Here is a 25,421-nt window from a genome sequence, read left to right as displayed (position 1 = left end):
AGATCGACGTGGCAAAGCTCCGCCATCTCGTCACGAAGCATTACAAGGGCCGAGCGCTGCATTACTGGCAGCCATCGGCGGCGCTGCGCGGCTTCGGCTGGCGCCCCATGGGCTTGCCCGACGATCCCGCGGCGGCCGCCACTAAGGCCGGGGAACTCAACGACGAGGTGGACGCCTGGCGCAGCGGCGTCATCGGCCCCAACGCCCCGCCGGCGGCGCTGGAGCGCAGCAAGCGTGAGGTCGCCGGCACCATCTCCGCGCTGATCCGAGACTACAAGGCCTCCTCCTGGTGGGACGACCTCGCGGAGCGCACCCAGGCCGAATACGGCACTTACCTCCACCTTATCGAGAAATGGGCGGGCGACGTGCAGGCCCGCGCCATCACCGGCCCCGCCGTCCAGGCCTTCTACAAAGCCTGCCTTGAGCGCGCGGAAGGGAAGGGGAAGGACCGCCGCGTCATCCGCACGCCGGCCCGCGCCGCGGCGGCGATCCGCGTGCTGCGCCTGCTGCTGCAGTCCGGCGAACGGCTAGGCTATCTCAAGCCCGGCACCAACCCGGCCGCCAATCCGAAGATCAAGGTGAGGCGCCAGCGCGACCCGCAACTGTGGTCGCCGGCGGCGGTGGCACACATCGTCGCCGTGGCCGACCGTCTCGGCTGGCACAGCATCGGCACGGCCGTCATGCTCAACGAGTGGATCGGCCAGCGTGAGGCGGATGTCATCGCTCTGATGCCCTGGGCGAGGGAGCAGGGGGCGCTGGTGCTCCGACAGGGCAAGAGCCGGCGCCGTATTGCCCTGCCGATCCAGCACGTTCCTCATCTGGTCGAGAGGCTCGAGGCCGAGTCGTCGCGGCCCGGTCGGGTTCGGTCCCTCACGCGGCTGCTTCTCAACGAGCGGACCGGCAAGCCGTGGGCGACATATACCTTTGTCCACACGTTCGCCGAGATCCGCTCGGCTGCGGCCCAGGGCCTACCCGCCGATTCGCAGCGCGGCCTGCCCGAAATGCCCGGCATGCCGGAGATATCGAGCCTGTGGTTCATGGAACTGCGACATACCGCCGTCACCCGGCTTCATGAGGCCGGTGTGGATGATCTCGGCATCGCCGGCGTGACCGGCCATACGCCGAAGAGCGTCCGCGCCGTGCTCGACCGGCACTACCTGGTCCGAACGGAAAAAGCGGCCGCGCGCGCTTTTCGGCAGCGTATTAAGGCCGAGGCTGAGGAGGCGTGACGCTCCGTTCCCGGCCTGTTCTAGACGAGTTGGAAGTGCTTGTTGGAAGTGAGTTGGAAGTTCGGACCACAAGCAACTGACAGATCAGTTGGAAGTCATTGAAAAGGCAGTGGTGCCGACTCGGGGAATCGAACCCCGGACCTACTGATTACGAATCAGTTGCTCTACCCCTGAGCTAAGTCGGCCTGCTCATGCGGCGCGGTGAATAGCGCCCCACTCGGCTTCTGGCAACCGCCCCCCTGCGCAACCTGCCCCCACCCATCAAAAAGCCTTCGCATTCCGGCACATGCGCCCTATGTCCAGCGTCCAACTCATCTACGGAACGCCCCCGGCCCATGACCCTGGAGTCCGACCTTCTTCTCGACCGTCGCCGCCTCAAACGGCAGCTCGGCTTCTGGCGCGGCGCGCTGATCCTGGGTCTCGTGCTCGGCGGCGCCCTCTATTGGGGCGGCAAGCTGCCCGACGCTCTGGGCGGGGAACACGTCGCGCGGCTGCCCATCTCGGGCACCATCAGCGACGACCCCAAGCTCCTGCGCGAGATCGCCCGCGTCAGCCGCGATTCGCAGGTTCGCGCGGTCATGGTCGTGATCGACAGCCCCGGCGGCACCGTCGCGGGCGGGGAGGGACTCTACCGCGCCCTGCGCGCCCTGCGCGAGGCGGGCAAGCCGGTGGTCGCCGTCCTGGGCGGCACGGCGGCCTCGGCGGGCTATATGGTGGCCCTGCCGGCCGAGCGGATCTTCTCCCGCGAATCGACGCTCACCGGCTCGATCGGCGTGATCCTCCAGTCCTTCGAGGTCTCGGAGCTGCTCGGCCGCATCGGCCTGCGCCCCGAGACGCTGACCTCCGGCCCCCTCAAGGACCAGCCCAGCCCCTTCCGTCCGCTCACCGAGGAGGGCCGCGCCGCGCTGGCCGCCGTGGTGGACGACATGTACCGGCAGTTCCTCGGCATGGTCGTGGAAAACCGCCACATGCCGGAGGAGCAGGTGCGCCCGCTCGCCGACGGGCGAGTGATGACCGGCCGCCAGGCGCTGGCCGCCGGCCTCGTGGACGCGATCGGCGGCGAGGCGGAGGCCCGCGGCTGGCTCGCGGCCACCCATGGCGTCGCGGCCAGCCTGCCGGTGCGCGAGATCGATCCGCGCAGCGCCACCGAGCGCGTCCTTTCCCTGGCCTCCTCGACGGTCTGGCAGGGCGGCATCGCCGCCTTGCGCGCCGAGGGATGGTGGCCCGGTGCGATTCTTCCGCGATGATTCGCACATCCGGGCTTGCAAATCCTTCAGCTTCCGACTGCTATCGTTACGGGACGCTCTGGGGACCTGAATGACGAAAAGCGAGCTCATCGCGCACCTTGCGGCGCAGCACCCGCATTTGCGGCAACCCGACATCGAGCTTGTCGTCGGCACCATCTTCGAGGAGGTGAGCGCCGCTTTGGCCCGTGGCGACCGGGTGGAGCTGCGTGGCTTCGGCGCCTTCACGACCCGCAAGCGTGATCCGCGCCAGGGCCGCAACCCCCGCACCGGCGAGGCCGTGGCCGTGGCCGGCAAGGGCATGCCCCATTTCCGCCCGGGCAAGGAACTGCGCGCCCGCGTCAATGGCGGCCAGGATCCCGGCGAAAGCGATTGATCCCATGAGGCTGAACGCATGAGGCTGATTCCGCCCGTCCTGATCGCCCTGGCCCTCGGCCTTTTCGCCCTGGCCAATGGGCACCCCGTCTCGGTCGCGCTCTGGCCGGGCGGCTGGACGCTGGAACTGGCGCTCTGGCAGGCCGTGCTGGGCCCCTGCCTGATCGCCTTCCTGGCCGGGGCGATCCTGGTCTGGTTCTCCCATCTGCCCCAGAAATGGAGCAACCGGCGCCTGCGCCGGACGGCCCGGCGGCTTGACGCCGAGCTGGCCGCGCGCGATGCGGCCCTCGCCAAGGCGAACTGAAGGGCTTTTCCATGCTGCCGCGTCCGACAACGCCCAAGGGCCGGCTGATCGTCGCCATCGACACGCCGACGCTTCCCCGCGCCGAAGCCCTCGCCGGCCCGATCGCCGCCGAGGCCGGGCTGCTCAAGCTCGGGCTGGAGCTGTTCTGCGCCGCCGGCCCGCCGGCCCTCGCGCGGCTGCGCCCGCTGGCGCCGGTCTTCCTGGACGTGAAACTGCACGACATCCCCAACACCGTCGCCGGCGCCATCGGCACGCTGGCGCCGCTGGGCGCGTCCATGATCACCATCCACGCGGCCGGCGGCCCAGCCATGATCGCCGCCGCGCGCAAGGCCGCCGAGGCCGCCGGGGCCGCGCGCCCCCTGCTGCTGGCCGTCACCGTCCTCACCAGCATCGATGCCGCGACGCTGCGCGCCATCGGCGTCGCGGCCGATCCGGTGGAGCAGGTGGTCCGCCTCGCCCGCATGGCCTTCGAGGCCGGCGCCGACGGGCTGGTCTGCTCACCGCGCGAGGTCGCGCCGATCCGCGCCGCGCTGGGGCAGGGGCCCTGCCTCGTCGTCCCCGGCATCCGCCCGGCCGGCAGCGAGATCGGCGACCAGGCGCGTGTCGCGACCCCCGCCGAGGCCGTGTCCGACGGCGCGGACTGGATCGTGGTCGGCCGTCCCATCACGGGCGCGGCCGATCCGGCCGCCGCGGCGCGCGCCATCGTCGCGAGCCTGCCGCATTGAGCCGGACCGAGGTCAAGATCTGCGGCATCTCCACGCCCGAGGCGCTGCGCGTCGCGGCCGAGGCGGGCGCCGACCTGGTGGGCTTCGTCTTCTTCCCAGCCTCGCCCCGCGCGGTGTCGCCCGCCCAGGCCGGGGCGATCTCGGCCTCGCTGGAGGGCGGCCCCAAGCGCGTCGGCCTCTTCGTGGATCCCAAGGACGAGCTGATCGAGGCGGTGCTCAAGACCACCGCGCTCGACATCCTCCAGCTTCACGGCGGCGAGACGCCCGGGCGCGTGGCCGAGATCCGCCGGATCTTCGGCCGGCCCGTGATGAAGGCGATCGGCATCGCGACCGAGGCCGATCTCGCCCAGATCGACGATTTCGCGACCGTGGCCGACCGCCTGCTGCTCGACGCCAAGCCGCCTCCGCAGGCCACGCGCCCCGGCGGCAACGCCGAGGCCTTCGAGTGGCGGCTGGCGCGGCTGAAGGCCATCCCGCTTCCCTGGCTGCTGGCCGGGGGACTCACGCCCGCCAACGTGGCCGAGGCCATCGCCGTCTCCGGCGCGCCGGGGGTGGATGTTTCCTCGGGCGTGGAGGCCTCGCGTGGTCTCAAGGATGCCGGGCTGATCCGCGCCTTCGTGCAGGCCGTGCGCCAAATGTGACCCGCCGGGGTTGGGGAAACCCCCGCCATTGGCTATCTATCGCGCCCCAATGCCAGAGCCGGGATCACCAGTGAACAACCCCCTCACGCCACCCGCACGGCCGAACACCTACAAGGGCGGCCCCGATGCCGCCGGCAAGTTCGGCGGTTTCGGCGGTCGCTATGTCGCCGAGACCCTCATGCCCCTCATCCTCGAGGTCGAGGCCGCCTATACGGCCGCGCGCAAGGATCCTGGCTTCGACAAGGAATGGCGGCAGCTCCTGAAGGACTATGTGGGCCGCCCCAGCCCGCTCTGGTTCGCCGAACGCATCACGCAGCATTGCGCGGCCCTGGCGGAAAAGCCGGGCCACGGCGCGAAGGTCTATTTCAAGCGCGAGGACCTGAACCACACCGGCGCGCATAAGATCAACGCCGTGCTCGGCCAGATCCTGCTGGCGCGGCGCATGGGCAAGAAGCGCGTCATCGCCGAGACCGGCGCGGGCCAGCACGGCGTCGCGACGGCGACGGCCTGCGCGCTCTTCGGCCTGCCCTGCACGGTCTTCATGGGCGCGACCGACGTCGAGCGGCAGAAGCCCAACGTCTTCCGCATGAAGCTTCTCGGCGCGGAAGTCGTGCCTGTGACCTCGGGCGCGGCCACGCTGAAGGACGCGATGAACGAGGCCCTGCGCCACTGGGTCTCGAACGTCGACGACACCTATTATTGCATCGGCACCGTCGCGGGCCCGCACCCCTATCCGGTCATGGTGCGCGACTTCCAGTCGGTCATCGGCGACGAGGTGCGCTGGCAGCTCCCCGAGTTCGAGGGCGAGGGCCGGCTGCCCGATTATCTGGCGGCCGCGATCGGCGGCGGCTCCAATGCGCTGGGCCTGTTCTATCCCTTCCTGGACGACCCCTCGGTCGAGATCCACGGCGTGGAAGCGGGCGGCCATGGCGTCGACACGCCCGAGCATGCCGCGAGTCTTACCGGCGGGCGCCCCGGCGTGCTGCACGGCAACCGCACCTATCTGCTGCAGGACGAGCACGGGCAGATCCTGGAGGGCCATTCCATCAGCGCGGGCCTCGACTATCCCGGCGTCGGCCCCGAGCATTCCTGGCTGCATGAGATCGGCCGCGTGAAATACATGAACGCGACGGACAAGGAGGCGCTGGACGCCTTCCAGCTCTGCACCCAGCTGGAGGGCATCATCCCCGCGCTCGAGCCCGCGCATGCGCTGGCCCATGTGCTGCGCCTCGCGCCGACGCTGCCGGCCGACAAGATCATCGTGTTGTGCATGTCTGGCCGGGGGGACAAGGACATCTTCACCGTCGCCGACCATCTGGGGGTGACGATATGAGCCGCATTGCCGCTCGCTTCGCCGAGCTGAAGAAGCAGGGGCGCGGCGCGCTCATTCCTTTCCTCGAAGCCTATGACCCCGATCCGGCGACGAGCATGGCCATCCTGCGCGGCCTGCCCGGCGCGGGGGCCGACCTCATCGAGATCGGCGTGCCCTTCACCGACCCCATGGCCGATGGCCCGATCATCCAGCTCGCCAGCCAGCGCGCGCTGAAGGCCGGCGCGACCATGGCCGGCGTGCTCGCCATGGTGCGCGACTTCCGCGCCGAGGACACGACGACCCCCATCGTGCTGATGGGCTATCTGAACCCCATCCTCTCCTATGGCGCCGAGCGCTTCGTCACCGATGCGCAGGCGAGCGGCGTGGATGGCCTCATCGCCGTCGACATGCCGCCCGAGGAGGCGGAGGTTCTCGCGCCGGCCGCCCTGGCCGCGGGGATCGACATCATCCGCCTCGTCGCCCCGACGACGGATGACGCGCGCCTGCCGCTGGTGCTGAAGGCATCCTCGGGCTTCGTCTATTACGTGGCGCTCACCGGCATCACGGGCACGCGCAGCGCCGATCCGGACGCGCTGCGCAAGGCCATCCCGCGCGTCCGCGCCCACACCGATTTACCGATCGCCATCGGCTTCGGAATCCGCACGCCGGAGCAGGCCGGCGAGGCCTCGCGCATCGCCGACGGCGCGGTGGTCGGCAGCGCGCTGGTCGATACGCTTGCCCGCTCGCTGGACGAGCAGGGGCGCGCGAAGCCCGACACCGTGCGCCTGGTGCTCGACCAGGTGCGCGGCTTGGCCGAAGCGGTGCGCGCCACGGCCTGAACTCAGGCCAGCAACTCGCGCACCCGGGGGATCACCCGCGTCGCATAGAGCTCGATGCTGCGCAGGAGCTTGTCGTGCGGCAGCGCGCCGGCGCTGTATTTCAGCTGGAAGCGCTGCACGCCCAGCGCCTTCACGGTCGCTGCGATCTTCTGCGCGACCGTCTCCGGCGATCCGACATAGAGCGAGCCCTGGTCCGCCTCGCCGTCGAATTCCGCGCGGTTCATCGGCCCCCAGCCACGCTCGGCGCCGATGCGGTCGCGCATGCGCTTGTAGTCCGGCCAGAGCTCCTCGCGGGCCTGGGCGTCCGTCTCGGCGACATAGCCGGGGGAATGCACGCCGATCGGCCGCGGCGCCTGCTCCAGCTTGTCGCAGGCCTGGCGGTACAGATCCGCGAAGGGCGCGAAGCGCCTGGGCTCGCCGCCGATGATGGCCAGCATCAGCGGCAGGCCGTGCCGCGCGGCGCGGATCACCGATTGCGGGCTGCCGCCCACGCCGATCCAGGCCTTGAGCGGCGGGTGCTCCACGGTGGGGAAGACGCGCTGGTTCTTCAGCGCGGGCCGCGTCACGCCGTTCCAGGTCACCGGCTCCTGCGGCAGCAGCTTCGCGAAGAGGTCGAGCTTTTCCTCGAACAGCACCTCGTACTGGTCCAGCGCATAGCCGAAGAGCGGGAAGGATTCGGTGAAGGAGCCGCGCCCCAGGATCACCTCCGCGCGTCCGTTGGAGGCCGCGTCCAGCGTCGCGAAGCGCTGGTACACGCGGATCGGATCGTCGGAACTCAGCACCGTCACCGCTGAGCCGAGCTTGATGCGCTGCGTGCAGCCGGCGATGGCGGCCAGCACGACCTCGGGCGCGGAGACGGCGAAGTCCTCGCGGTGATGCTCGCCCACGCCGAAGAAGTCGACGCCGAGCTGGTCCGCCAGCAGGCCTTCGGCGACGACGTCGCGGATCACCTGCGCATGGGAGATGAGAACGCCGTCGGGACCGGAGGTAACGTCGCCGAAGGTGTCGAGGCCGAATTCGAGAGAGGTGGTCATCCAGGCTCCAGGGGAGAGATTTCCCCTGGAAATGGTCCTGCCGGCGTCCGTCGCAAGCCGCCGGCGCTCAGGCCTTCATCAGGCCCTTGGCGGCAAGCCAGCCCTGGATCAGCCCGGCGACCTGGTCCGAGTTGTCGTCGTGCATCAGCATATGCGTGTTGCCGGCGATGCCGCGCGCGGGCAGCTCCATCAGCTCGGCTGAACCGCCTGCGGCCGTGAGCGCGGCGGCGAAGCGGTCGACGGCGCCGCGATAGGCGGGCCAGGGCGCCTGGTCGAGATAGTCGCCCCAGACCATGAGCAAGGGGATGTTGCGCATGCGCGCCATATCGACGGTCGCCGGATCGGGCGCGCCGGAACCCTCCACGGCGACGACCGCCGCCACCTTGCCGGGTGCGTCGAGCGCGGCGCGCAGGGCAAAGGCCACGCCCTGGCTGTGCACCACGATCACCGAGGGCTCGGTCATCCTCGCGAGATAGGCGCCATAGGCGCTCTGCACGAAGGCGTCCGAGCTCGCCCAGCGCGGGATCGCGCCGCGGCCCAGATTCTCCAGCGCGGCGACCGGGAAGCGCGCACCGGGGTAGGGGCGGCGCTTGGCGGGATCGAGGTCGAAGCCATTGGGCGGGCCGAAGCGGAAGGTGCGCCAGGCTTCGGAGAGGCTGCGGAAGACGGGCTCGTCGGGCAGGATCTCGGGGAAGCGCGGCCAGGAGGCGCGGCCGCGCTCGAAGGCGTCGCTGACATAGACGTCGTGACCGGCCCGCAGGAAGAAGGACTGCCAGCCCGGACGGCCATCCGGCGTGTCCTCCCAGCAGGCGCCCGACAGGCCGCCGCCATGCCAGAGCATCAGCGGATGGCGGGCCTTGGGCGCGGCCAGCTTCACGTATTGGACATACATCTGGCCGACCATGTAGTCGCCATTCACCTCGATGCGGCGCAGCGGCCCGGTCGCGGTCATGCGGACCTCGCGGGCGGGCAGGCCGGTCAGCGTGCGGACCCCGCCGCCGACGTGGAAGCTGCCGATGGAGGCGACCTGGAGCGGCGCGGGCGCAGCCGTGTTCGGCGTCTGGGCGGCGGCGGGCAGGGTCGTGGCCAGGAGGCCCGTCCCCAGCATGGCGCCGCGGCGCGAGGCGAGGCCGGGGGGCTTACTTGGCATGTCACACTTCTCCCGAAGTCGGCGCGCCGTCGATCCGGCGCGCTTTTGCGGGAATCCTAGCCTCGCCATAGGGCAAGGGGTAGGCGTCCCGTCAGACGGAGCGCGCGGCGTAGGAATGCCCGAGCGAGCGGCCGCGCACGGGGTCGTGCAGCGTCACGCGGAACTGCGCGGCGGGGCGGATGCCGCCCTGGACCGGCAGGGTGCCGCCGAACATGAGCACGCCCGGGCCGGTCGGCACATCGAGGTCGCGGGCGCGCTCGATCAGGTCGTCCGGATGGCGCATCGCGGCGACGGAGCCGTTCTGATAGGCGACCCATGTGCCGTTCTCGAGGATCTCGGTCCGGATCTCGAGCTGGTCCCAATGCGGGCGCACCTCCTCCCAGGCCCAGAGATGGCCGCCGATGGGCTTGGGGCACATCTGCTTGGAGACGGGGATGGAATAGGCCTCGACCTTGCGGTCCGTGTGGTCGGAGCCGCAGCCGATGAAGCGGCCCTGGGCCGTCTCCAGCACGAACCACTCGCCCTCGCCGCTGCTGTCGCCGCCCAGCACGTCCACGAAGGGCGACTGGGTCAGCGTCTCGATGCCGGCGCGGTAGAAGCAGGGCACGGTGTCCGGCGGCGCGACGCCGAGCTCGGCCAGCTCCTCGATATGCTCCTGCACCTTGTGCGGGTCGCGCCCCGTCCAGCCGGCGATGACGAGCTCTGTGATGGCGGCCGTGAGCGTGCCGGCGGGGGTGGAGAAGGCGAACTCGCGCATGGGGGTGTCCTGGACAGGGGGCGGGGCTCGGCGGAACATGCAGTCAGAAAATCGGGAGTGCGAACGTGGAACACGTAGGATTCATCGGCCTTGGCATGATGGGCAAGCCCATGGCCACCAATCTCGTCGCCAAGGGCGTGACGCTGACCACCTTCGATGCGGCGGGCGTGACCATCCCCGGCGCCACGGCCGTCAGCGACACCGCCGCTTTGGCCGCGGGCAGCAAGCTCATCGTGCTGATGCTGCCCGACAGCCGGATCGTGGCCGCCGTGATGGAAACGCTCGCGCCGGCGCTCCAGCCGGGCTCGCTGGTCGTGGACATGGGCAGCAGCGAGCCGGGCGAGAGCCGCCGCTGGGCGGCGGTGCTGAAGGCCAAGGGCTGCGCCCTGCTGGACGCACCGGTCTCGGGCGGCGTGGCCAAGGCGAAGACCGGCACGCTGGCCATCATGGTGGGCGGCGAGGAGGCGGACTTCACCCGCGCCGAGCCGGTGCTGAAGGCCGTGGGCGAGGCGCTGATCCGCACCGGCGAGATCGGCAGCGCGCATGCGATGAAGGCGCTGAACAACTACGTCTATGCGGCGGGCGTGCTGGCGGTCAGCGAGGCCGCGCAGATGGCGCAGGCGCAGGGGCTCGATCTCGGCATCCTCGCGACGGTGCTCAATGCGAGCTCGGGGCGCAACATCGCGTCCGAGACGAAGCTCGCGCAGGAGATGACCTCCGGGCGCTATGCCGGCGGCTTCCAGCTCGGGCTGATGCGCAAGGATCTGGAGACGGCGGGCGGCATCTCGGAAGCGACGGGCGTGCCGGCCGAGATGCTCCAGCTCTGCCGTTCGATCTGGACGGAGGCGATGGGCGAATTCGGGCCCAAGGTGGACAACACGGAAATCCATCGCTTCCTGTTGACGCGCCCCGTCACGGTCTGAACGACGCAAACAGGGGCGGGCTTGTCAAAGCCCGCTCCTCCGGCAAGCCTCGCCGCAAGAAAGCAACGAGGGACTTCCATGACGCTTCACCGCCGCCACCTGCTGGCCGCGCCGGCCCTGATCGCACCGCTCTCCGCGCAGGCGCAGGCCAACTGGCCCGAGCGCACCATCCGCATCACCATCGGCTTCCCCGCGGGCAGCGTGACCGACAGCCTGATGCGCAACCTGCTGGAGCCGCTCACGCGTGAGCTCGGCCAGACGGTGATCATCGACAACCGCCCCGGCGGCAATGGCGTGGTCGGCACTATGGCGGTGAAGAACGCGGCGCCCGATGGCTACAACCAGGCCATCCTCAGCGTCACCAACGGCGCGCTGAACACCTATCTCGTCCGCAACCTGCCCTATGATCCGATTAAGGATTTCGCCCATACCGGCTTCCTGGCCGAGGCGCCCTATCTGCTGGTGGTGCCGGCCAGTTCGCCGGCGCACAGCGTCGCGGATCTGGTGGAACTCGCGAAGCAACGGCCGGGCGGGTTGACCTTCAGCCACGGCAACTTCTCCGCGCTGATCGGCAGCGAGATGCTCTGCCGCATGACCGGAACGCGCATGCTGGCCGTGCCCTCGCGCGGCGGACCGGAGGCGCTGACCGAAGTGCTGGCGGGTCGCATCGACAGCACGCTGACCGATTTCGCGTCGGGCCTGGCGCAGGTGCGCGAAGGCCGCGTGCGCGCGCTGGGCGTGACGTCCAAAACCGTCTTCCCGCTGGCGGCGGAGATCCCCCCGATCGCGAACGCGGTGCCGGGCTATGAGCTGATCGTGTGGTTCGGCCTCGCCGCGCCGCTGGGCACGCCGGCGCCCGTAGTCGCGCGCTTCAACGAGGCGCTGGCCAAGGTCCTGGCGCAGCCGGACACGCGCGAGAAGCTGGGGCGGTTGGGCTATGCGCCGCGCTCCATGCCGCCGGAGCAGTGGCGCGATTTCCTGCAGTCGCAGATCACGGTGCTGTCGCAGCTGGCCCGCGATATCGGGCTGGAGCCCAGCTGACAAAAAAATGGTGGAACCGTGCGATTACGGTTCCACCATTTTAGATTGTGGTTAAGGCGTCAGACCCATTCGGGCTCGGCGACCGCATCCACCTTGATGTTCACGACCACCTCGTCGGTGCCGCTGCGCACGAGCACGCAGTGCAGCTCCTCGGTGTCGGAGGCGTTCAGTTCCTGGTGCGGCACATAGGGCGGCACCAGGAAGAAATCGCCGGGGCCGGCCTTGGTGATGAATTCGAGCCGGTTGCCCCAGCGCATGAGCGCGTGGCCACGGACGATGTAGATGATGCTCTCCAGCTCGCCATGGTGGTGCGGGCCCGTCTTGGCGCCGGCCTTGATGAGATTCGTGCCGGCCCAGAGATGCGTCGAGCCGGTGCGCGCGCCATTGATCGCGACGAGGCGGCCCATGCCGGCGGTCTCGGGGGTATCGGCGCTGCGCTCCTCGGAGCGGACCCGCTTGATGCCGTGCTCGCGCCAATCGACGGCGACGGACGGGGTGAGGCTATCGGGCATATCACGTCCTCCAATCGTATGATTGGGGCCATATAGCGCCCGACAGGTGAGATGCCAACCGCCTGTCGGTGAATTATGAAATTCACCGACAGGACGCGAGGTTGGGTCAGCCGATCTTGTGGTCGGCCATCTTCTCCAGCGCCTGCACCAGGCCCGAATGGTCCCAGCCGCCACCGCCCATCGCCGCGCAGGCGGAGAAGAGCTGCTGCGTCGAGGCCGTGTTGGGCAGCGCCACGCCCAGCTCCTTGGCCGATTGCAGGGCCAGGTTCAGGTCCTTCTGGTGCAGCTCGATGCGGAAGCCGGGGTTGAAGGTGCGGTTGATCATCCGCTCGGCATGCACTTCAAGGATGCGCGAATTGGCGAAGCCGCCCATCAGCGCGGCCCGCACCTTGGCCGGATCGGCGCCGGCCTTGCTGGCGAAGACCAGGGCCTCGGACACGGCCTCGATGTTCAGCGCCACGATGATCTGGTTCGCGACCTTGGTGACCTGCCCCGCGCCGTTCTCGCCGACGAGCGTGATGTTCTTGCCCATCAGCTGGAAGAGCGGCAGCGCGCGGTCGAAGGCGGCCTGGGGCGCGCCGATCATGATGGTCAGCGCGGCGTTCTTCGCGCCGACCTCGCCGCCCGAGACGGGGGCGTCGATATAGTCGCAGCCGAGCGCGTTGATCTTAGCCGCGAAGTCCTTGGTGGCCGTCGGGCTGATCGAGCTCATGTCGATGACGAGCTTGCCCTTGGACAGGCCGGCCGCGACGCCGCCGGCGCCGAAGAGCGCGCGCTCCACGTCGGGGGTGTCGGGCACCATCAGGATGATGATCTCGGCGGCCTGGGCGACGGCGGTGGCATCGGCCGCGACCTGGAAGGCGGCGCGGCTCTCGGCGGAGAGCGACTTGCGCTCGGGGACGATGATCTCATGCCCGCCCTTGGCGAGGTTCTGGGCCATGGGCAGGCCCATGATGCCGAGGCCGACGAATCCGATTTTCATGTGCTGTGTTTCCTTAGAAGATTTACGCGCGGTACTTCGCGAACCAGCCCAGCCCCGCGAGCGTCTCGCCCTTGGGGCGATACTCGCAGCCGATCCAGCCGCGATAGCCGCTCGCGTCGATGGCGTCGAAGACGAAGGGCCAATTCACCTCGCCGGTGCCGGGCTCGTGGCGGCCCGGCGTGTCGGCGACCTGCATATGCGCGATATAGGGCAGCAGCTCGGCCGCCTTGCGCGACACGTCGCCCTCGGTGATCTGGCAGTGATAGAGGTCGAATTGCAGGCCGAGCCGCTCAGGACCGATCGCGTCGATGATGCGCGTGGCCTCGCTCGTGGTGTTGAGGAAGAAGCCCGGAATGTCGCGATGGTTGATCGGCTCGATCACCGGCTTCACGCCGAGCCTGGCGCATTCCTCGGCGGCGAAATCGAGGTTGGCGGCATAGGTGGCGAGCAGCGTGTCGCGCGGCACGCCGGCCGGCGTCAGCCCCGCCATCACATGCAGCCGCGGGCATTTCAGCGCGGCGCTGTAGTCGAGCGCGCGCTTGATGCTCTCGCGGAATTCGGCACGGCGATCGGGCAGGGAGGCCATGCCGCGCTCGCCGTTGTTCCAGTCGCCCGGCGGGGCGTTGAACAGCACGTTCTGCAGGCCGTTGCCCTCGAGGCGCTTCGCGATTTCCTCGGCGGGATGCTCATAGGGAAAAAGGAACTCCACCGCCTCGAAGCCCGCCGCGCGGGCGGCGGCGAAGCGGTCGAGGAAGGGCAGTTCGTTGAACATCATCGAGATGTTCGCCGCGAATTTTGGCATGTTTCCCGCCCTCAAACGCCGGGAGTGCCCTCCGGCTGTTGTGTCTCAAGGGGCTATCCCTGCGCCAGGCGCGCGGATAGCCCGATTGCCGCGCAGACTGCCGGAGCCTGCGCGGGTTGCAAAGGGTTCAGGCGTTGCCGGCGATATAGTCCATCGCCGCCTTAACGCCCTCGGCCTTGTGCGGAATGCCGGCCGCGCGCAGCCCCATCTCCACGCCCGAGAGCGTGCCGACCAGGTGCAGCTCGCTCACATCGCCCAGATGGCCGATGCGGAAGACGCGGTCGTTGAGCTGGCCGAGGCCGTTGCCCAGCGACATGTTGAACTTCTCCAGGATCGTCGCGCGCAGGCCGTTGGCGCTGTGGCCTTCCGGCACGCGCACCGCCGTCAGCACGGAGGAGTAATGGCGCGGCTCGTCGCACTGCACCTCGAGACCCCAGGCGCGCACGGCACGGCGCGTCGCCTCGGCCATGCGGTCGTGGCGGGCGAAGACGTTCACCAGCCCCTCCTCGAAGATCATGTCGAGCGCGGTGTCCAGCGCGTAGAGCATGTTGGTCGCCGGGGTGTAGGGGAAATAGCCCGTCGCGTTGGAGGCAATCATCGGCTTCCAGTCCCAGAAGCTGCGCGCCGTCTTCGCCGTCTCGCTCGCCTTGAGCGCCTTGGCGCTGACCGCGTTGAAGGACAGGCCGGGCGGCAGCATCAGCCCCTTCTGCGAGCCGGAGACCGTGACGTCCACGCCCCACTCATCGTGTTGGTAATCCATCGAGCCAAGGCCGCTGATCGTGTCGACGAGCAGGAGGGCAGGGTGCCCGGCGGCGTCGATCGCGCGGCGGACCTCGGCGATGCGGCTGGTGCTGCCGGTGCTCGTCTCGTTGTGGACGACGCAGACGGCCTTGATCTCATGTCCCTTGTCGGCGCGCAGATGGGCCTCGATCTCGGCGGGATCGGCGCCACGGCGCCAGTCGCCCTTGAGGACCTCCGGACGGATCGCCAGGCGCTCGGCCATCTCGCACCAGAGGCTGGCGAAGTGGCCCGTCTCGCACATCACCACGCGGTCGCCGGGGCTGAGCGTGTTGACCAGCGCCGCTTCCCAGGCGCCGGTGCCCGAGGCGGGGAAGATGACGACGTGGCTCCGGGTGTTGAAGATGCCCTTGATCTTCTCGAGGATCTGTCCGCCCAGCTTGCCGAAATCGGGGCCGCGATGGTCCATGGTCGGGTTGTCCAGCGCGCGCAGCACGCGGTCCGGCACGTTGGACGGGCCCGGGATCTGCAGGAAATGGCGGCCGGGCGTGGTCTTGCTGGTGAAATAGGCCATAGGGCGTGATCCTCTTGCTGTCCGACCTCATGCCCCGAACCGGGCCGCGGCGCCAATGAGTTCGGCTCGTGCGCGCCATGAGGATTATCCATCTGACGGCGCGGCGTTCTGGGGATAGATAGCGGCATGAACGCCATCACGATTCCCAAGAACAAAATCGGTGATTCCCGCCTGGCCGAGCGGCTGGGGCGCGAGACGCAGGGCGAGGTGCTGTTCTCTGCCCCCGATCGCGGCCGCTATTCGACGGATGCCAGCATCTACCAGATCGAGCCCATCGGCGTTCTGGTGCCCAAAACGGCCGCCGATGTGGAGGCCGCCATGGCCATCTGCCGCGAGGAGGGCATCCCCATCCTCGCGCGCGGCGGCGGCACCAGCCAGTGCGGCCAGACGGTGAACCGCGCGTTGGTGCTGGATTGCTCGAAATACCTGCGGCGCGTGATCAGCGTGGAGGGCGACACGGCCCGGGTGGAGCCGGGCATCACGCTCGGCGCGCTGAACGAGGCGATCAAGGGCACGAAGCAGTTCTTCCCGGTCGATCCCAGCACCTGGCAGCGCTGTACCATCGGTGGCATGGCGGGGAATAATTCCTGCGGCGGCAAATCGATCCGCTACGGGCTGATGGCCGACAATGTCCGCGCCATCGATGCCATCCTGGCCGATGGCTCGCGCCATATCTTCGGCGAGGGCGCGCCGAACACGGACCTCGTGGCCCGGCTGTATGCGCTGGGCGAGCGCGAGGCGGCGGAAATCGCCGAAAAATTCCCGCATCAGCTCCGCCGGGTGGGCGGCTACAACCTCGACGCGCTGACGCCGGATGCGCGCGCGAACGGGCGCGGCAATCTCTCGCGCCTGCTGGTGGGCTCCGAGGGCACGCTGGCCTTCTCGGCCGCGCTCGACCTGAAGCTCTGGCCGATCAAGCCGCGCAAGGTGGTGGGCATCTGCCAGTTCCCCACCTTCCGCCGCGCCATGGAGGCCTCGCGCCACCTCGTCACGCTGGATCCCGAGGCGGTGGAACTGGTGGATCGCACGATGATCGACCTCGGCCGCTCCATCCCGATCTACCGCGCGACCATCGACCAGATGGTGATCGGCGAACCGGACAGCCTGCTCATCGTCGAGTTCCACGGCCACGAGGACGGTCCGCTGCTCCAGCAGCTCGACCGGCTCGAGGAGATGATGGGTGATCTCGGCCTGCCGGGGCAGGTGGTGCGCGCGGTGGAGGGCGGATTCCAGGCCGCCATCGCCGAGGTGCGCGAGGCCGGGCTCAACATCATGATGTCCATGAAAGGCGACGGAAAGCCGGTCTCCTTCATCGAGGATTGCGCCGTCGGCCTCGACGATCTCGCTGATTATACGGAGCGGCTGAACCAGGTCTTCACCGATTACGGCACCAAGGGCACCTGGTACGCCCATGCCTCCGTGGGCTGCCTGCATGTCCGTCCCGTCCTGAACATGAAGGACGGCGAGGACGTGCGGAAGATGCGCGAGATCGCGGAAAAATGCTTCGATCTGGTGCGAGAATATAAGGGCTCGCATTCGGGCGAGCATGGCGACGGCATCGTCCGCTCGGAATTCAACGAGCCGATGTTCGGCTCCAAGATCGCCCGCGCCTTCGAGGCCGTGAAGGACGCCTTCGATCCCGCCGCGCTGCTCAACCCCGGCCGCGTGGTGCGTCCGCCCAAGATGGATGACCGCACGCTGTTCCGGTACGCGCCGGAATATCATGCGGATCCCGCGATCAAGCCGGTCCTCGACTGGTCCGCCTGGCCTGGCCCGCAAGGTGGCCTGCTGAGCGCAGTGGAGATGTGCAACAACAATGGCACCTGCAGAAAATTCGACGCGAATGTGATGTGCCCGAGCTATCGCGTCACGCGCGACGAGCAGCACCTCACGCGCGGCCGGGCCAATACGCTGCGCCTCGCGCTGACCGGCCAGCTCGGGCCGGATGCGCTGGCGAGCGAGCAGGTGGGCGAGGCGATGTCGCTCTGCGTCTCCTGCAAGGGCTGCAAGCGCGAATGCCCGACGGGCGTCGACATGGCCAAGATGAAGATCGAGCATCTCGCCGCGCGCAATGCGAAACACGGCATCCCGCTGAAGGATCGCCTGGTCGCCGCGCTGCCGACGCTCGCGCGCTATGCCCGCTTCGCCCCCTGGCTCGCCAATATCCGCGACAGCGTGCCGTTGCTCCAGAAGCTGTCCGAGCGCTTCCTCGGCCTCTCCGCCAAGCGCAGCCTGCCGCGCTTCCGCCGCGACGTGTTTCGCGATGTGGAAGCCCGCAGCGATGGCTGGAAGGGCGAGGTCATCCTCTTCGGCGACACCTTCAACCGCTATTTCGAGCCCGAGAACCTGCGCGCGGCCGTGCGCGTCCTGGCCGCCTCGGGCTATCGCGTGACGGCGCCCAAGGCGGAGGGTCGTCCGCTCTGCTGCGGGCGAACCTATCTCGCCGCCGGCATGGTGGATCAGGCGCGGGCCGAGGCGCGGCGCACCCTGGCCGCGCTCGCGCAATCGGACGCGCCGGTGCTGGGGCTGGAGCCCTCCTGCCTCATGACCCTGCGCGACGAATTCGCCTCGCTGCTGCCGGGCGAGGCGGCCGAGGCGCTGTCCAAGCGCGCCTTCCTCGTCACCGAATTCCTGGAGGCGAAGGACGCGCTGCCCGCGCTCAACCGCGTCGCGGCCACCGCGCATATCCATGGCCATTGCCACCAGAAGGCCTTCGGCGCCTTCCCGGCGGCGGTGAAGGCCCTGAAGCGCGTGCCGGGGATGGAGGTGAAGCCCATCCAGTCGAGCTGCTGCGGCATGGCCGGCGCCTTCGGCTATGACGCGAAGAACTACGACACCTCGGTCGCCATGGCCGAGCTCTCGCTGCTGCCCGCCGTGCGCGCGGCCGCCGCGGGCGATGTGATCGTGGCCGACGGCACCTCCTGCCGCCACCAGATCCAGGACCTCGCGGGCCGCGAGGCCATCCACTCCATCCGTCTTCTGGACCGTGCGCTATGATCGCGAAGCTTCTCGACTTCTGGTTCGCCGAGGGGGCCGACACCCCCCGCCAGATCTGGTTCCAGCGGAGCGACGCCTTCGATGCCGAGATCCGCGCGCGCTTCGGCGGGCTCGTGGTTCCGGCGCGGGAAGGGCAGCTCGACGACTGGGCCGCGACGCCGGAGGGCGCCCTGGCGCTGACGTTGGTGCTGGACCAGTTCCCGCGAAACCTCTTCCGCGGCTCGCCCGAGGCCTTTGCCAGCGATGCCCATGGCCTCGCCTTGGCGCGGCGGGTGATCCGCGCGCGCCTGGACCTGCGCCTGACGCCGGCACAGCGCGGCTTCCTCTACCTCCCTTTCGAGCATGCGGAATCCATGCCGGCGCAGAACGAGTCGGTCGCGGCCTTCGAAGGGCTGCGCGACATCCCGCGCTGCGCCGCGCCCGGCGGCACGATCGACTATGCCTGGCGTCACTGGCAGGTCATCCGCCGGTTCGGACGTTTCCCGCATCGCAATGCCGTGCTGGGCCGGGAGAGCACGGCGGCCGAGCTCGCCTATCTGGCGCAGCCGGGGGCGGGTTTTTAAGGCTGCACGGGCCACAGGGCCGCCATGCGGAGGGCAGGGCGGCTTAATCCGCGGGCAGTTCCGGCCTTTCCACGGAGAATCCTCAAAAGAAACCAGATTCGGTCCCTAGGCGACCGCATGGATCGTGCCAGCCCGCCATGTCTGCCTGATTCTTAGGCTCTGGGCTGCATTCGATTTGTTGCGTTGCAGCAAATAGGTCTTGACCTATGACCGATCTGTCCCAAAATCGATCCGGAAGTCGGAACCACGCGACTCCCGCTTCGCTTGGGGGCTCCTATGCACCGTCGTCAAATCCTCGCCGCCGCTCTCGCCGCTCCGGCCGTTCTTCTCGGATCCCGTATCGCCAAGGCCCTTGAGCCGGTGGATGTGGAGCTGATCCTGGCCGTCGACGTTTCTCGCTCGGTGGATAACGAGGAGCAGGAGATGCAGTTCAACGGCTATGCCGCCGCCTTCCGCGACCCGCGTCTGATCGAGGCCATGATGCGCGGGCCCATCGGCTCCATCGCCTGCACCTTCTTCACCTGGTCCGACTGGAACATCCAGGAGCACTTGGTCCCCTGGATGAAGCTGGACAGCCCCGAATCCGCCGAGGCCTTCGCCAGGGCCATCGACGCCGCGCCGCGCCGGACGCATCTCTACACCTCCATCTCGGGCGCCATGGACTTCGCCGGGCGGCTCTACGGCGAGGGCTTTGAGGGCACGCGCCGCGTCATCGACATCTCGGGCGACGGCATCAACAATTCCGGCCGCGAGGTCGGCGCCGCACGGACGGATCTGCTGAACCAGGGCGTCGTGGTGAACGGCCTGGCCGTGCTCGACCGCACGCCCCCGCCGCCGGGCCTGGGCGCGATGCAGCCGCTGGACGAATACTATCAGGAGCGCGTGATCGGCGGCCCCGGCGCCTTCCTCATGGTGGCGGATGGCTTCGAGAGCTTCGAGCAGGCCGTGCGCCGTAAGATCATCCGCGAGATCGCGTCCAATGCGCCGGCGGGCCCGCTGGTCGAGCGCGCCTACGGCTGACGCCGCGCCGGTTCTCCTTGCGGCAGCGCGGCTTCGGCCTCATCGTTCCTTACCCAGGTGAGGACCGCTGAGATGGCTGAGATCGACCACATCGTCATCGGGGCGCGCACCCTCGAGGAGGGAGCCGCCTTCGTCGAGCGCGAGCTCGGCGTGAAGATGGGGGCGGGCGGCAAGCATGACGGCGCCGGTACGCATAACCTGTTGCTGGGCCTCGGCCCCGACGCCTATCTGGAGGTGATCGCGCCCGATCCCTCGCAGCCCGATCCCGCGCATCCGCGCCTCTTCGACCTCGATGATCCGGCGACGCGGACCATGCTCGAATCCGGGCCGCGGCTGCTGAGCTGGGTCGCGCGGATCTCGGCCATGGACGCGGTGATGGCGCGCCTCGGCCCGCGCGGCGGCGTGGTGCGCGAGATGCATCGCGGCGACCTGTCCTGGCGCTTCGCCCAGCCGCCGCAGCGGCAGGACATGGACAACCTCATCCCCTGCCTGATCGAGTGGAAGGGCGAGCGCGCCGGCAAGCGCCTGCACGACAGCCATCTGCGTCTGGTCGCGCTGGAGGCCGAGCATCCCGATGTCGATGCGCTGCGCCTCGCTTTGCGCGACCGTGGCCTGGGCGAGGCCCTTGTCGTCCAGCATGGCGCGCATCCGCGGCTGATCGCCCGGCTCGCCGGAAAGGATGGCGCGGAATACACGCTCACCACCGGCTGAGGCGAAGGATTTTACACGCTTGGAGTGCGCCGGGCGGGAAGAACCCCTCCCAGCTCCGTGCCCGTCATGCTATCTGCGACCGCATGTCAATTGGCGCGACACCGCAGACCTCAGGGACGGCCGGCCGGGCGATAGCGCCAGACGCTCGCGGGCGGAAAGTTCGCGAGCGTGAAGGCCATGCGCTGTCCCGTCATCCGCAGCTTGCGGTAGGGCAGCGGCGAGGTCGCGCAATAGGTGTAGAGCAGGTAGCCCTTGCCGGGCGCGACGGCCTCCACCGCGTCACGGAAGGCGGCCTGCCGCTCGAAGGGCAGCAGGACCAGCGGGATGCCGCAGATCGCCGTGCCGATCTGGTTGTGCATATGGGCCGGCAGCGTGTTCTTCAGGTCGAAGGCGTCACCGCAGATCACATTCACGCCGGGCAGGCTCTCGCGCAGGAATTCGGCCATCTCCGGCACGATCTCGACCACGATCAGCTTGCTGGCCGGGACGCCGGCGGCGAGCAGCGCGTGGGAGATCACGCCCGTGCCGGCGCCGAGTTCCAGGACGTATTCATCGGCGCCCCGCTCGACCGCCGCCGCGATCTTGCGGCAAAGTCCCGGCGAAGAGGGGATGATCGAGCCCATCTGCAGCGGATTGCGCAGCCAGCGGCGGAAAAAGAGGCCTTTATTGGGAGCCCCCTCGTGTTCGAACGTCATTTCAGACACGCGATGCTCCTGTTGCTGTCCCAGCCTGGCCTGAGAGGAAGCTCCGTTCGATGACCGCCCGCATTCTCGCGGTGGATGACATCGCGGCCAATCTTCGTCTGCTCGAGGCCAAGCTTCAGGCCGAGTATTACGAAGTGCTGCTGGCCTCCAGCGGGCCGGAGGCGCTGACGGTAGCTTTCACGCAAATGCCCGACGTCATTCTCCTGGATGTCATGATGCCGGGAATGGATGGCTATGAAGTGTGCAGGGCGCTCAAGGCCGATGCACGTACGCAGCATATTCCCGTCGTCATGGTCACGGCCCTGACCGACAGCACGGAGCGCGTGCGCGGACTCGATGCCGGCGCGGACGACTTCCTCTCCAAGCCCGTGGACGACGCGACCCTCTTCGCCCGCCTGCGCGCCCTGCTGCGCGTGAAGCAGGTGCAGGACGCCTGGCGCCTGCGCTCGGAAACGGCGCGCGACCTCGGCATCGAGTCCCAGCCCGATCCGCTGATGTCCGTCGCCGGCGCGCGCGCGCTCGTGATGGGGGACCGGCCGGACGAAGTGCAGGCCGTGCGCGAGGCGCTGGAGGCCGATGCCGTCGTCGTCACCACGGTCTCCAGCATCGACGAGGCGCAGCGTGAGCTCGCCAGGGGCGAGCACGACCTCGCCCTGCTCGCCTTGCCCGAGGATGCGATGGACGTGCTGCGCCTGGCCTCGCGCCTGCGCGCGCAGAACGCCACGCGCGACCTGCCGCTGCTGCTGCTGGCCGATCCCGCGCAGAAGATGCAGGTGCTGCGCGGCTTCGACCTCGGCGCGAACGACCATGCCTTCCGCCCGCTCGACCCCAACGAGCTGCGCGCGCGCGCCCGCAACCAGATCCGCCGCCGGCGCTATCAGGAACGGCTGCGGCTTGAGCTCGACCGCTCGCTGGAGATGGCCGTCACGGACCAGCTCACGGGGCTGCGCAACCGCCGCTACGTGCGCCGCCACCTGGATGGGCTGCTGCGCACCGAGGAGGCGGCGGTGCTCATCGTCGATATCGACAAGTTCAAGCTGATCAACGACACGCACGGCCACAACATCGGCGATGCGGCGCTGCGCGACGTGGCCGAGCGGCTGAAGATCCAGCTGCGTGCGGCGGATGTCGTGGCGCGCTATGGCGGCGAGGAATTCCTGGCGGTGCTGACCGGCGCGCCGGCCGGCTATGCCCTGGCCGTCGCCGATCGGCTGCGCGAGGCGATCGCGAGCGAGCCGGTGCTGACGGGCAATCTCACGGTGCCGATCACGGTCAGCATCGGCGTGGCCGTGGGCGGCCCGGGAATCACCTCCGAGCGGCTGATCGGCATGGCGGATGAGGCGCTGTACCGCGCCAAGCGCGATGGCCGGAACCGGGCCTATCTGGCCGATCCCGCGCTGGACAAGTCGGCGGTCTGATCAGCCGGCCCGGGGACGGGCCAGACCCGAGTCTCGCGCAGAAGGGGCACAAACAAAAACGAGGGGCGTGAGCCCCTCGCGCATCCCAGCAGGGAACCGGGTTCCCTGCTCCTTCGGCTCAGATCTTACTTGATCTTGCCTTCGCGGTAGACGACGTGCTTGCGCACCTTGGGGTCGTACTTGTTGAGCTCGAGCTTGCCCGTCGCCGTGCGGGTGTTCTTCTTGGTCACGTAGAAGTGACCCGTGTCGGCGCTGCTGATCAGCTTGATGAGGACGGTATTGGCCTTGGCCATGGTCTTGTGCTTCGCTCTTTGCGCGCGGGGATGCGCAGGTGCCGGAAAGGAAGGCGAGTTCTAGCGACTGAGGCCGCTGGGTCAAGTCTTTTGGCCGCATGGCCTATCGGCGCTTGCGGTCCCGGCCGCCACGGACGCGCGCGGGCGCCCCGCCCATCAACAATTCGAAGACCAGGCTGCCCGTCTGGGCATTGGCCTCGCGCAGCCGCGCCTCCACCTCGTCGCCCAGGCGCAGCACCTGGCGCGAATGGCGGCCCGCGACGCTGCGCTTGTCCTCGGAGACGATCCAATGGTCGTTGGGCAGCGCCTTCATCGGCACGAAGCCCGAGGCGCCCGTCTCGCTGAGCTGCACGAAGACGCCGAAGGGATGGATGCCCGAGATTCGCGCCGCGAATTGCGCGCCGACGCGATCGGCCAGATAGGCGGCGAGGTAGCGGTCCACCGCGTCGCGCTCGGCCATGGCGGAGCGGCGCTCGGTGGCGGTGATGTGCTCGGCCGTCTCGGGGAATCGGGCCAGCTCGGCTTCGGAGATGCCGTCGGAGCCGAGCTTCAGGCCCCGGATCAGCGCCCGGTGCACCAGCAGGTCCGCATAGCGGCGGATGGGCGAGGTGAAGTGCGCGTAGCGCGCCAGGGCCAGGCCGAAATGGCCGATATTGTCAGGGTCGTAGGCTGCCTGGGACTGGCTGCGCAGCACGGTCTCATTGACCATCCGCGCCTCCGCCGTGTCCTTCACCTTCTCCAGCAGCGTCGCGAAGTCGCGCGGCTGGAGCTGGCCCACCGGATTGATGGAAAGGCCCAGCGTGCCGAGGAACTCCTTCAGCGAGGCCAGCTTCTCCTCGGAGGGTGGGGCGTGGACGCGGTACATGCAGGGCTGGCCCAGCCGCTCCAGCTCCTCGGCGGCGCAGACATTGGCGGCCACCATGAACTCCTCGATGAGGCGGTGGCTGTCCAGGCGCGGGCGCGGGATGACGGCGGTGACGTTGCCCTGGGCATCCAGGATGACGCGCCGCTCCGGCAGATCGAGGTCCAGCGTGCCCCGGCGCTCACGGGCCGCGAGCAGGGCGCGGAAGGCGTCGTAGAGGCGGGCGACATGGCCCGGGGCCAGGCCCTCGGGATCCTCGCCGGCATCGGCGGCGGCCTGGACCTGCTCATAGGTCAGGCGCGCCGCGCTGCGCATCAGGCCGCGGCCGAACTTGTGGTGGGTCTTGGTACCGGACCTGTCGAAATGCATCTCGACGAAGAGGCAGCCGCGCTCCTCACGGGGCTTGAGGCTGCACCAGCCATTGGACAGCGCCTCGGGCAGCATGGGCACGACGCGGTCGGGGAAGTAGCAGGAATTCCCGCGCGTCCAGGCCTCGCGGTCCAGGGCCGAGTTGGGCGTGACGTAATGGGCCACGTCGGCGATGGCGACGAGGACCTTCCAGCCATCCCCATTCGGCTCGGCATGGACCGCGTCGTCGAAGTCGCGCGCGTCGTCGCCGTCGATGGTGACGAGCGGGATGGCGCGCAGGTCGGTCCGCTTGCCGAGCGGGGTGCCCTGGGCCTGTTCGGCCTGCAGCACGGCCTCGGCAGGGAAGACGTCGGGGATGCCATGGGCGTGGATGCAGATGAGCGAGACCGAGCGCGGCTCGCCCATCATCCCCAGCCGTTCGACGATCTTCGCCGGGCGCAGGCCGAAGCCGGTGGAGGGTAGGGACTCGGCCAGCACGATCTCGCCGGGCTGCGCACCGCCCGCCTGGCCGGGGGGGACGGTCCACTCGGCCTTCTGCCGGCGGTCGGTCGGGATGATGCGGCCGTCCTGGAAGACGCCGAGGATGCGCTTGCGGTCCTCGGCGGCGGCCAGGCGCTTGAGGGTGCGGCCCTCGTATTTCTCGCCGGTGATGTGGCGCAGCCTGGCCAGCACGCGCTCGCCGGGGGCGAGGGCGGTCTGCCCGCGCCGCTCGGGGTGCATGTAGATGACGGGCTTGCCGACGCCCTCCCAGCTCACCGGCCGGGCGATGGGATCGCCGTCGGGATCGGTGCCGAAGACCTCGACGACGGCCGTCTCGGGCAGGCGGTCCGGCAGGGAGGCCGGGCTCGGGCGGCGCTCGTCGGGCTGCGGGCGGCCGCGCGGGCCACGGGGGCGCGCGGCCTCTGCAAGCTCGGCGGGGGTGGACTGGACGCGCCGGGGCGGGGCGTTCTCCGGCATGGCCTGGGCGCGCGGGGGGCCGCCCTCATAGGTCCGCTTGCCGACCGGCTTCACCGCGCCGTCGAACTTCATCTCGGAGAGCATCTGCCGCAGCGCGGGCCGCAGCTCGGTGGCCAGGCCGAAATGCCGGGCGATCTCGGTCTTGCCGATCCGCCCGCCGACCGAGGCGATGAAGGCCTTCACCTCCGCCTTGCCCGGCAAAGGCTGGCCCTTGGGGGCCGCCTTCACCTTTGCCCTGGGCGCGGAACGCTTGGGCTGCGGCGGCGCGCCGATGCCGTCGGCGCGTGCCTTGGCATTGGACTTGCGGGCCTTCTGCCCCTTCACCGGAGGCCCGCTGCGCGGCAT

The 25,421-nt window shown here is 69.3% G+C and carries 25 protein-coding genes and 1 tRNA gene; 15 read left to right on the top strand and 11 right to left on the bottom strand.

From position 1 onward, the window contains the following. Positions 1 to 8: 8 nt before the first annotated feature. The gene (locus ACO057_RS01170; protein WP_421988514.1) at positions 9 to 1,229 is read left to right on the top strand and encodes a hypothetical protein; all 1,221 of its coding nucleotides are present in this window, start codon (positions 9 to 11) and stop codon (positions 1,227 to 1,229) included. Positions 1,230 to 1,339: 110 nt separating this feature from the next. Here the strand turns inward: ACO057_RS01170 and ACO057_RS01165 are convergent. Then, a tRNA-Thr gene (locus tag ACO057_RS01165) sits at positions 1,340 to 1,414 on the bottom strand. A gap of 150 nt (positions 1,415 to 1,564) precedes the next feature. On the opposite strand from ACO057_RS01165, the gene sppA reads away from it, so the two are divergent. The 7 genes from sppA (at position 1,565) to trpA (ending at position 6,669) form a co-directional block, all read left to right on the top strand. Next, positions 1,565 to 2,476, top strand: a complete 912-nt coding sequence (sppA, locus tag ACO057_RS01160; protein ID WP_421988513.1) for a signal peptide peptidase SppA — start codon at positions 1,565 to 1,567, stop codon at positions 2,474 to 2,476. Positions 2,477 to 2,546: 70 nt separating this feature from the next. After that, positions 2,547 to 2,849, top strand: coding sequence for an integration host factor subunit beta (ihfB, locus tag ACO057_RS01155; RefSeq protein WP_421988512.1), 303 nt, complete (start codon positions 2,547 to 2,549; stop codon positions 2,847 to 2,849). Between the two features lie 18 nt (positions 2,850 to 2,867). Beyond that, positions 2,868 to 3,152, top strand: coding sequence for a lipopolysaccharide assembly protein LapA domain-containing protein (locus ACO057_RS01150; RefSeq protein ID WP_421988511.1), 285 nt, complete (start codon positions 2,868 to 2,870; stop codon positions 3,150 to 3,152). An 11-nt stretch (positions 3,153 to 3,163) separates the two neighbouring features. Beyond that, a complete protein-coding gene (gene pyrF, locus ACO057_RS01145; protein WP_421988510.1) occupies positions 3,164 to 3,877 on the top strand; it encodes an orotidine-5'-phosphate decarboxylase in 714 nt (237 codons plus the stop codon). After that, positions 3,874 to 4,518 (top strand): phosphoribosylanthranilate isomerase, encoded by a 645-nt coding sequence (locus ACO057_RS01140; protein WP_421988509.1) that lies wholly within the window; start codon positions 3,874 to 3,876, stop codon positions 4,516 to 4,518. The genes pyrF and ACO057_RS01140 overlap by 4 nt, the downstream gene beginning before the upstream one ends. Before the next feature lie 49 nt (positions 4,519 to 4,567). After that, positions 4,568 to 5,851 (top strand): tryptophan synthase subunit beta, encoded by a 1,284-nt coding sequence (trpB, locus tag ACO057_RS01135; protein WP_421988508.1) that lies wholly within the window; start codon positions 4,568 to 4,570, stop codon positions 5,849 to 5,851. Continuing rightward, entirely contained in the window at positions 5,848 to 6,669 is an 822-nt protein-coding gene (trpA, locus tag ACO057_RS01130) for a tryptophan synthase subunit alpha (protein ID WP_421988507.1), read from the top strand. The genes trpB and trpA overlap by 4 nt, the downstream gene beginning before the upstream one ends. 2 nt (positions 6,670 to 6,671) lie before the next feature. On the opposite strand, the gene ACO057_RS01125 is transcribed toward trpA, so the two are convergent. The 3 genes from ACO057_RS01125 to ACO057_RS01115 all read right to left on the bottom strand — a co-directional run bounded on the left by ACO057_RS01125 (position 6,672) and on the right by ACO057_RS01115 (position 9,610). After that, on the bottom strand, positions 6,672 to 7,703 hold the full coding sequence (locus ACO057_RS01125; RefSeq protein ID WP_421988506.1) for an LLM class flavin-dependent oxidoreductase: 1,032 nt from the start codon (positions 7,701 to 7,703) through the stop codon (positions 6,672 to 6,674). Between the two features lie 67 nt (positions 7,704 to 7,770). Continuing rightward, positions 7,771 to 8,853, bottom strand: a complete 1,083-nt coding sequence (locus ACO057_RS01120) for an esterase (protein ID WP_421988505.1) — start codon at positions 8,851 to 8,853, stop codon at positions 7,771 to 7,773. Positions 8,854 to 8,944: 91 nt separating this feature from the next. Next, positions 8,945 to 9,610, bottom strand: a complete 666-nt coding sequence (locus ACO057_RS01115; RefSeq protein ID WP_421988504.1) for a DUF2848 domain-containing protein — start codon at positions 9,608 to 9,610, stop codon at positions 8,945 to 8,947. 65 nt (positions 9,611 to 9,675) lie between these two features. Here ACO057_RS01115 and ACO057_RS01110 point away from each other — a divergent pair, with 65 nt between their 5' ends. Then, positions 9,676 to 10,533, top strand: coding sequence for an NAD(P)-dependent oxidoreductase (locus ACO057_RS01110; protein WP_421988503.1), 858 nt, complete (start codon positions 9,676 to 9,678; stop codon positions 10,531 to 10,533). Positions 10,534 to 10,611: 78 nt separating this feature from the next. Further along, positions 10,612 to 11,574 (top strand): Bug family tripartite tricarboxylate transporter substrate binding protein, encoded by a 963-nt coding sequence (locus ACO057_RS01105; RefSeq protein ID WP_421988502.1) that lies wholly within the window; start codon positions 10,612 to 10,614, stop codon positions 11,572 to 11,574. Positions 11,575 to 11,633: 59 nt separating this feature from the next. Here ACO057_RS01105 and ACO057_RS01100 read toward each other — a convergent pair whose 3' ends face one another. The 4 genes from ACO057_RS01100 to ACO057_RS01085 form a co-directional block, all read right to left on the bottom strand. Continuing rightward, positions 11,634 to 12,086 carry a cupin domain-containing protein gene (locus tag ACO057_RS01100; RefSeq protein WP_421988501.1) on the bottom strand — a complete coding sequence of 151 codons (453 nt, stop codon included), beginning with the start codon at positions 12,084 to 12,086 and terminating at the stop codon, positions 11,634 to 11,636. A gap of 106 nt (positions 12,087 to 12,192) precedes the next feature. After that, entirely contained in the window at positions 12,193 to 13,149 is a 957-nt protein-coding gene (locus tag ACO057_RS01095) for a 2-hydroxy-3-oxopropionate reductase (protein WP_421988596.1), read from the bottom strand. Further along, a complete protein-coding gene (gene otnI / locus ACO057_RS01090) occupies positions 13,091 to 13,870 on the bottom strand; it encodes a 2-oxo-tetronate isomerase (protein WP_421988500.1) in 780 nt (259 codons plus the stop codon). The genes ACO057_RS01095 and otnI overlap by 59 nt, the downstream gene beginning before the upstream one ends. A 127-nt stretch (positions 13,871 to 13,997) precedes the next feature. Then, positions 13,998 to 15,182, bottom strand: a complete 1,185-nt coding sequence (locus tag ACO057_RS01085) for a pyridoxal-phosphate-dependent aminotransferase family protein (protein WP_421988499.1) — start codon at positions 15,180 to 15,182, stop codon at positions 13,998 to 14,000. A 126-nt stretch (positions 15,183 to 15,308) separates the two neighbouring features. On the opposite strand from ACO057_RS01085, the gene ACO057_RS01080 reads away from it, so the two are divergent. The 4 genes from ACO057_RS01080 to ACO057_RS01065 all read left to right on the top strand — a co-directional run bounded on the left by ACO057_RS01080 (position 15,309) and on the right by ACO057_RS01065 (position 20,473). Next, the gene (locus tag ACO057_RS01080; protein WP_421988498.1) at positions 15,309 to 18,179 is read left to right on the top strand and encodes an FAD-binding and (Fe-S)-binding domain-containing protein; all 2,871 of its coding nucleotides are present in this window, start codon (positions 15,309 to 15,311) and stop codon (positions 18,177 to 18,179) included. Next, on the top strand, positions 18,176 to 18,742 hold the full coding sequence (locus ACO057_RS01075; protein ID WP_421988497.1) for a DUF924 family protein: 567 nt from the start codon (positions 18,176 to 18,178) through the stop codon (positions 18,740 to 18,742). Before ACO057_RS01080 ends, ACO057_RS01075 begins: the two co-directional genes overlap by 4 nt. Before the next feature lie 276 nt (positions 18,743 to 19,018). Then, positions 19,019 to 19,762, top strand: a complete 744-nt coding sequence (locus tag ACO057_RS01070; protein ID WP_421988496.1) for a DUF1194 domain-containing protein — start codon at positions 19,019 to 19,021, stop codon at positions 19,760 to 19,762. A 72-nt stretch (positions 19,763 to 19,834) separates the two neighbouring features. After that, positions 19,835 to 20,473, top strand: a complete 639-nt coding sequence (locus ACO057_RS01065; RefSeq protein WP_421988495.1) for a VOC family protein — start codon at positions 19,835 to 19,837, stop codon at positions 20,471 to 20,473. A 110-nt stretch (positions 20,474 to 20,583) separates the two neighbouring features. Here ACO057_RS01065 and ACO057_RS01060 read toward each other — a convergent pair whose 3' ends face one another. Next, a complete protein-coding gene (locus ACO057_RS01060) occupies positions 20,584 to 21,168 on the bottom strand; it encodes a class I SAM-dependent methyltransferase (protein WP_421988595.1) in 585 nt (194 codons plus the stop codon). 59 nt (positions 21,169 to 21,227) lie between these two features. Between ACO057_RS01060 and ACO057_RS01055 the strand changes: the two genes are divergently transcribed. Further along, positions 21,228 to 22,595, top strand: coding sequence for a PleD family two-component system response regulator (locus ACO057_RS01055; RefSeq protein ID WP_421988494.1), 1,368 nt, complete (start codon positions 21,228 to 21,230; stop codon positions 22,593 to 22,595). A gap of 125 nt (positions 22,596 to 22,720) precedes the next feature. On the opposite strand, the gene rpmG is transcribed toward ACO057_RS01055, so the two are convergent. Then, the gene (gene rpmG / locus ACO057_RS01050) at positions 22,721 to 22,888 is read right to left on the bottom strand and encodes a 50S ribosomal protein L33 (RefSeq protein WP_421988493.1); all 168 of its coding nucleotides are present in this window, start codon (positions 22,886 to 22,888) and stop codon (positions 22,721 to 22,723) included. Positions 22,889 to 22,991: 103 nt separating this feature from the next. Next, positions 22,992 to 25,421 carry a ribonuclease R gene (gene rnr / locus ACO057_RS01045; RefSeq protein ID WP_421988492.1) on the bottom strand — a complete coding sequence of 810 codons (2,430 nt, stop codon included), beginning with the start codon at positions 25,419 to 25,421 and terminating at the stop codon, positions 22,992 to 22,994.

The sequence above is a fragment of the Roseococcus sp. genome (assembly GCF_965227005.1).
Classification (GTDB): domain Bacteria; phylum Pseudomonadota; class Alphaproteobacteria; order Acetobacterales; family Acetobacteraceae; genus Roseococcus.
The sequence above is the reverse complement of the archived record's forward strand: the minus strand, read 5'-3'. Positions and strand labels throughout refer to the sequence as shown.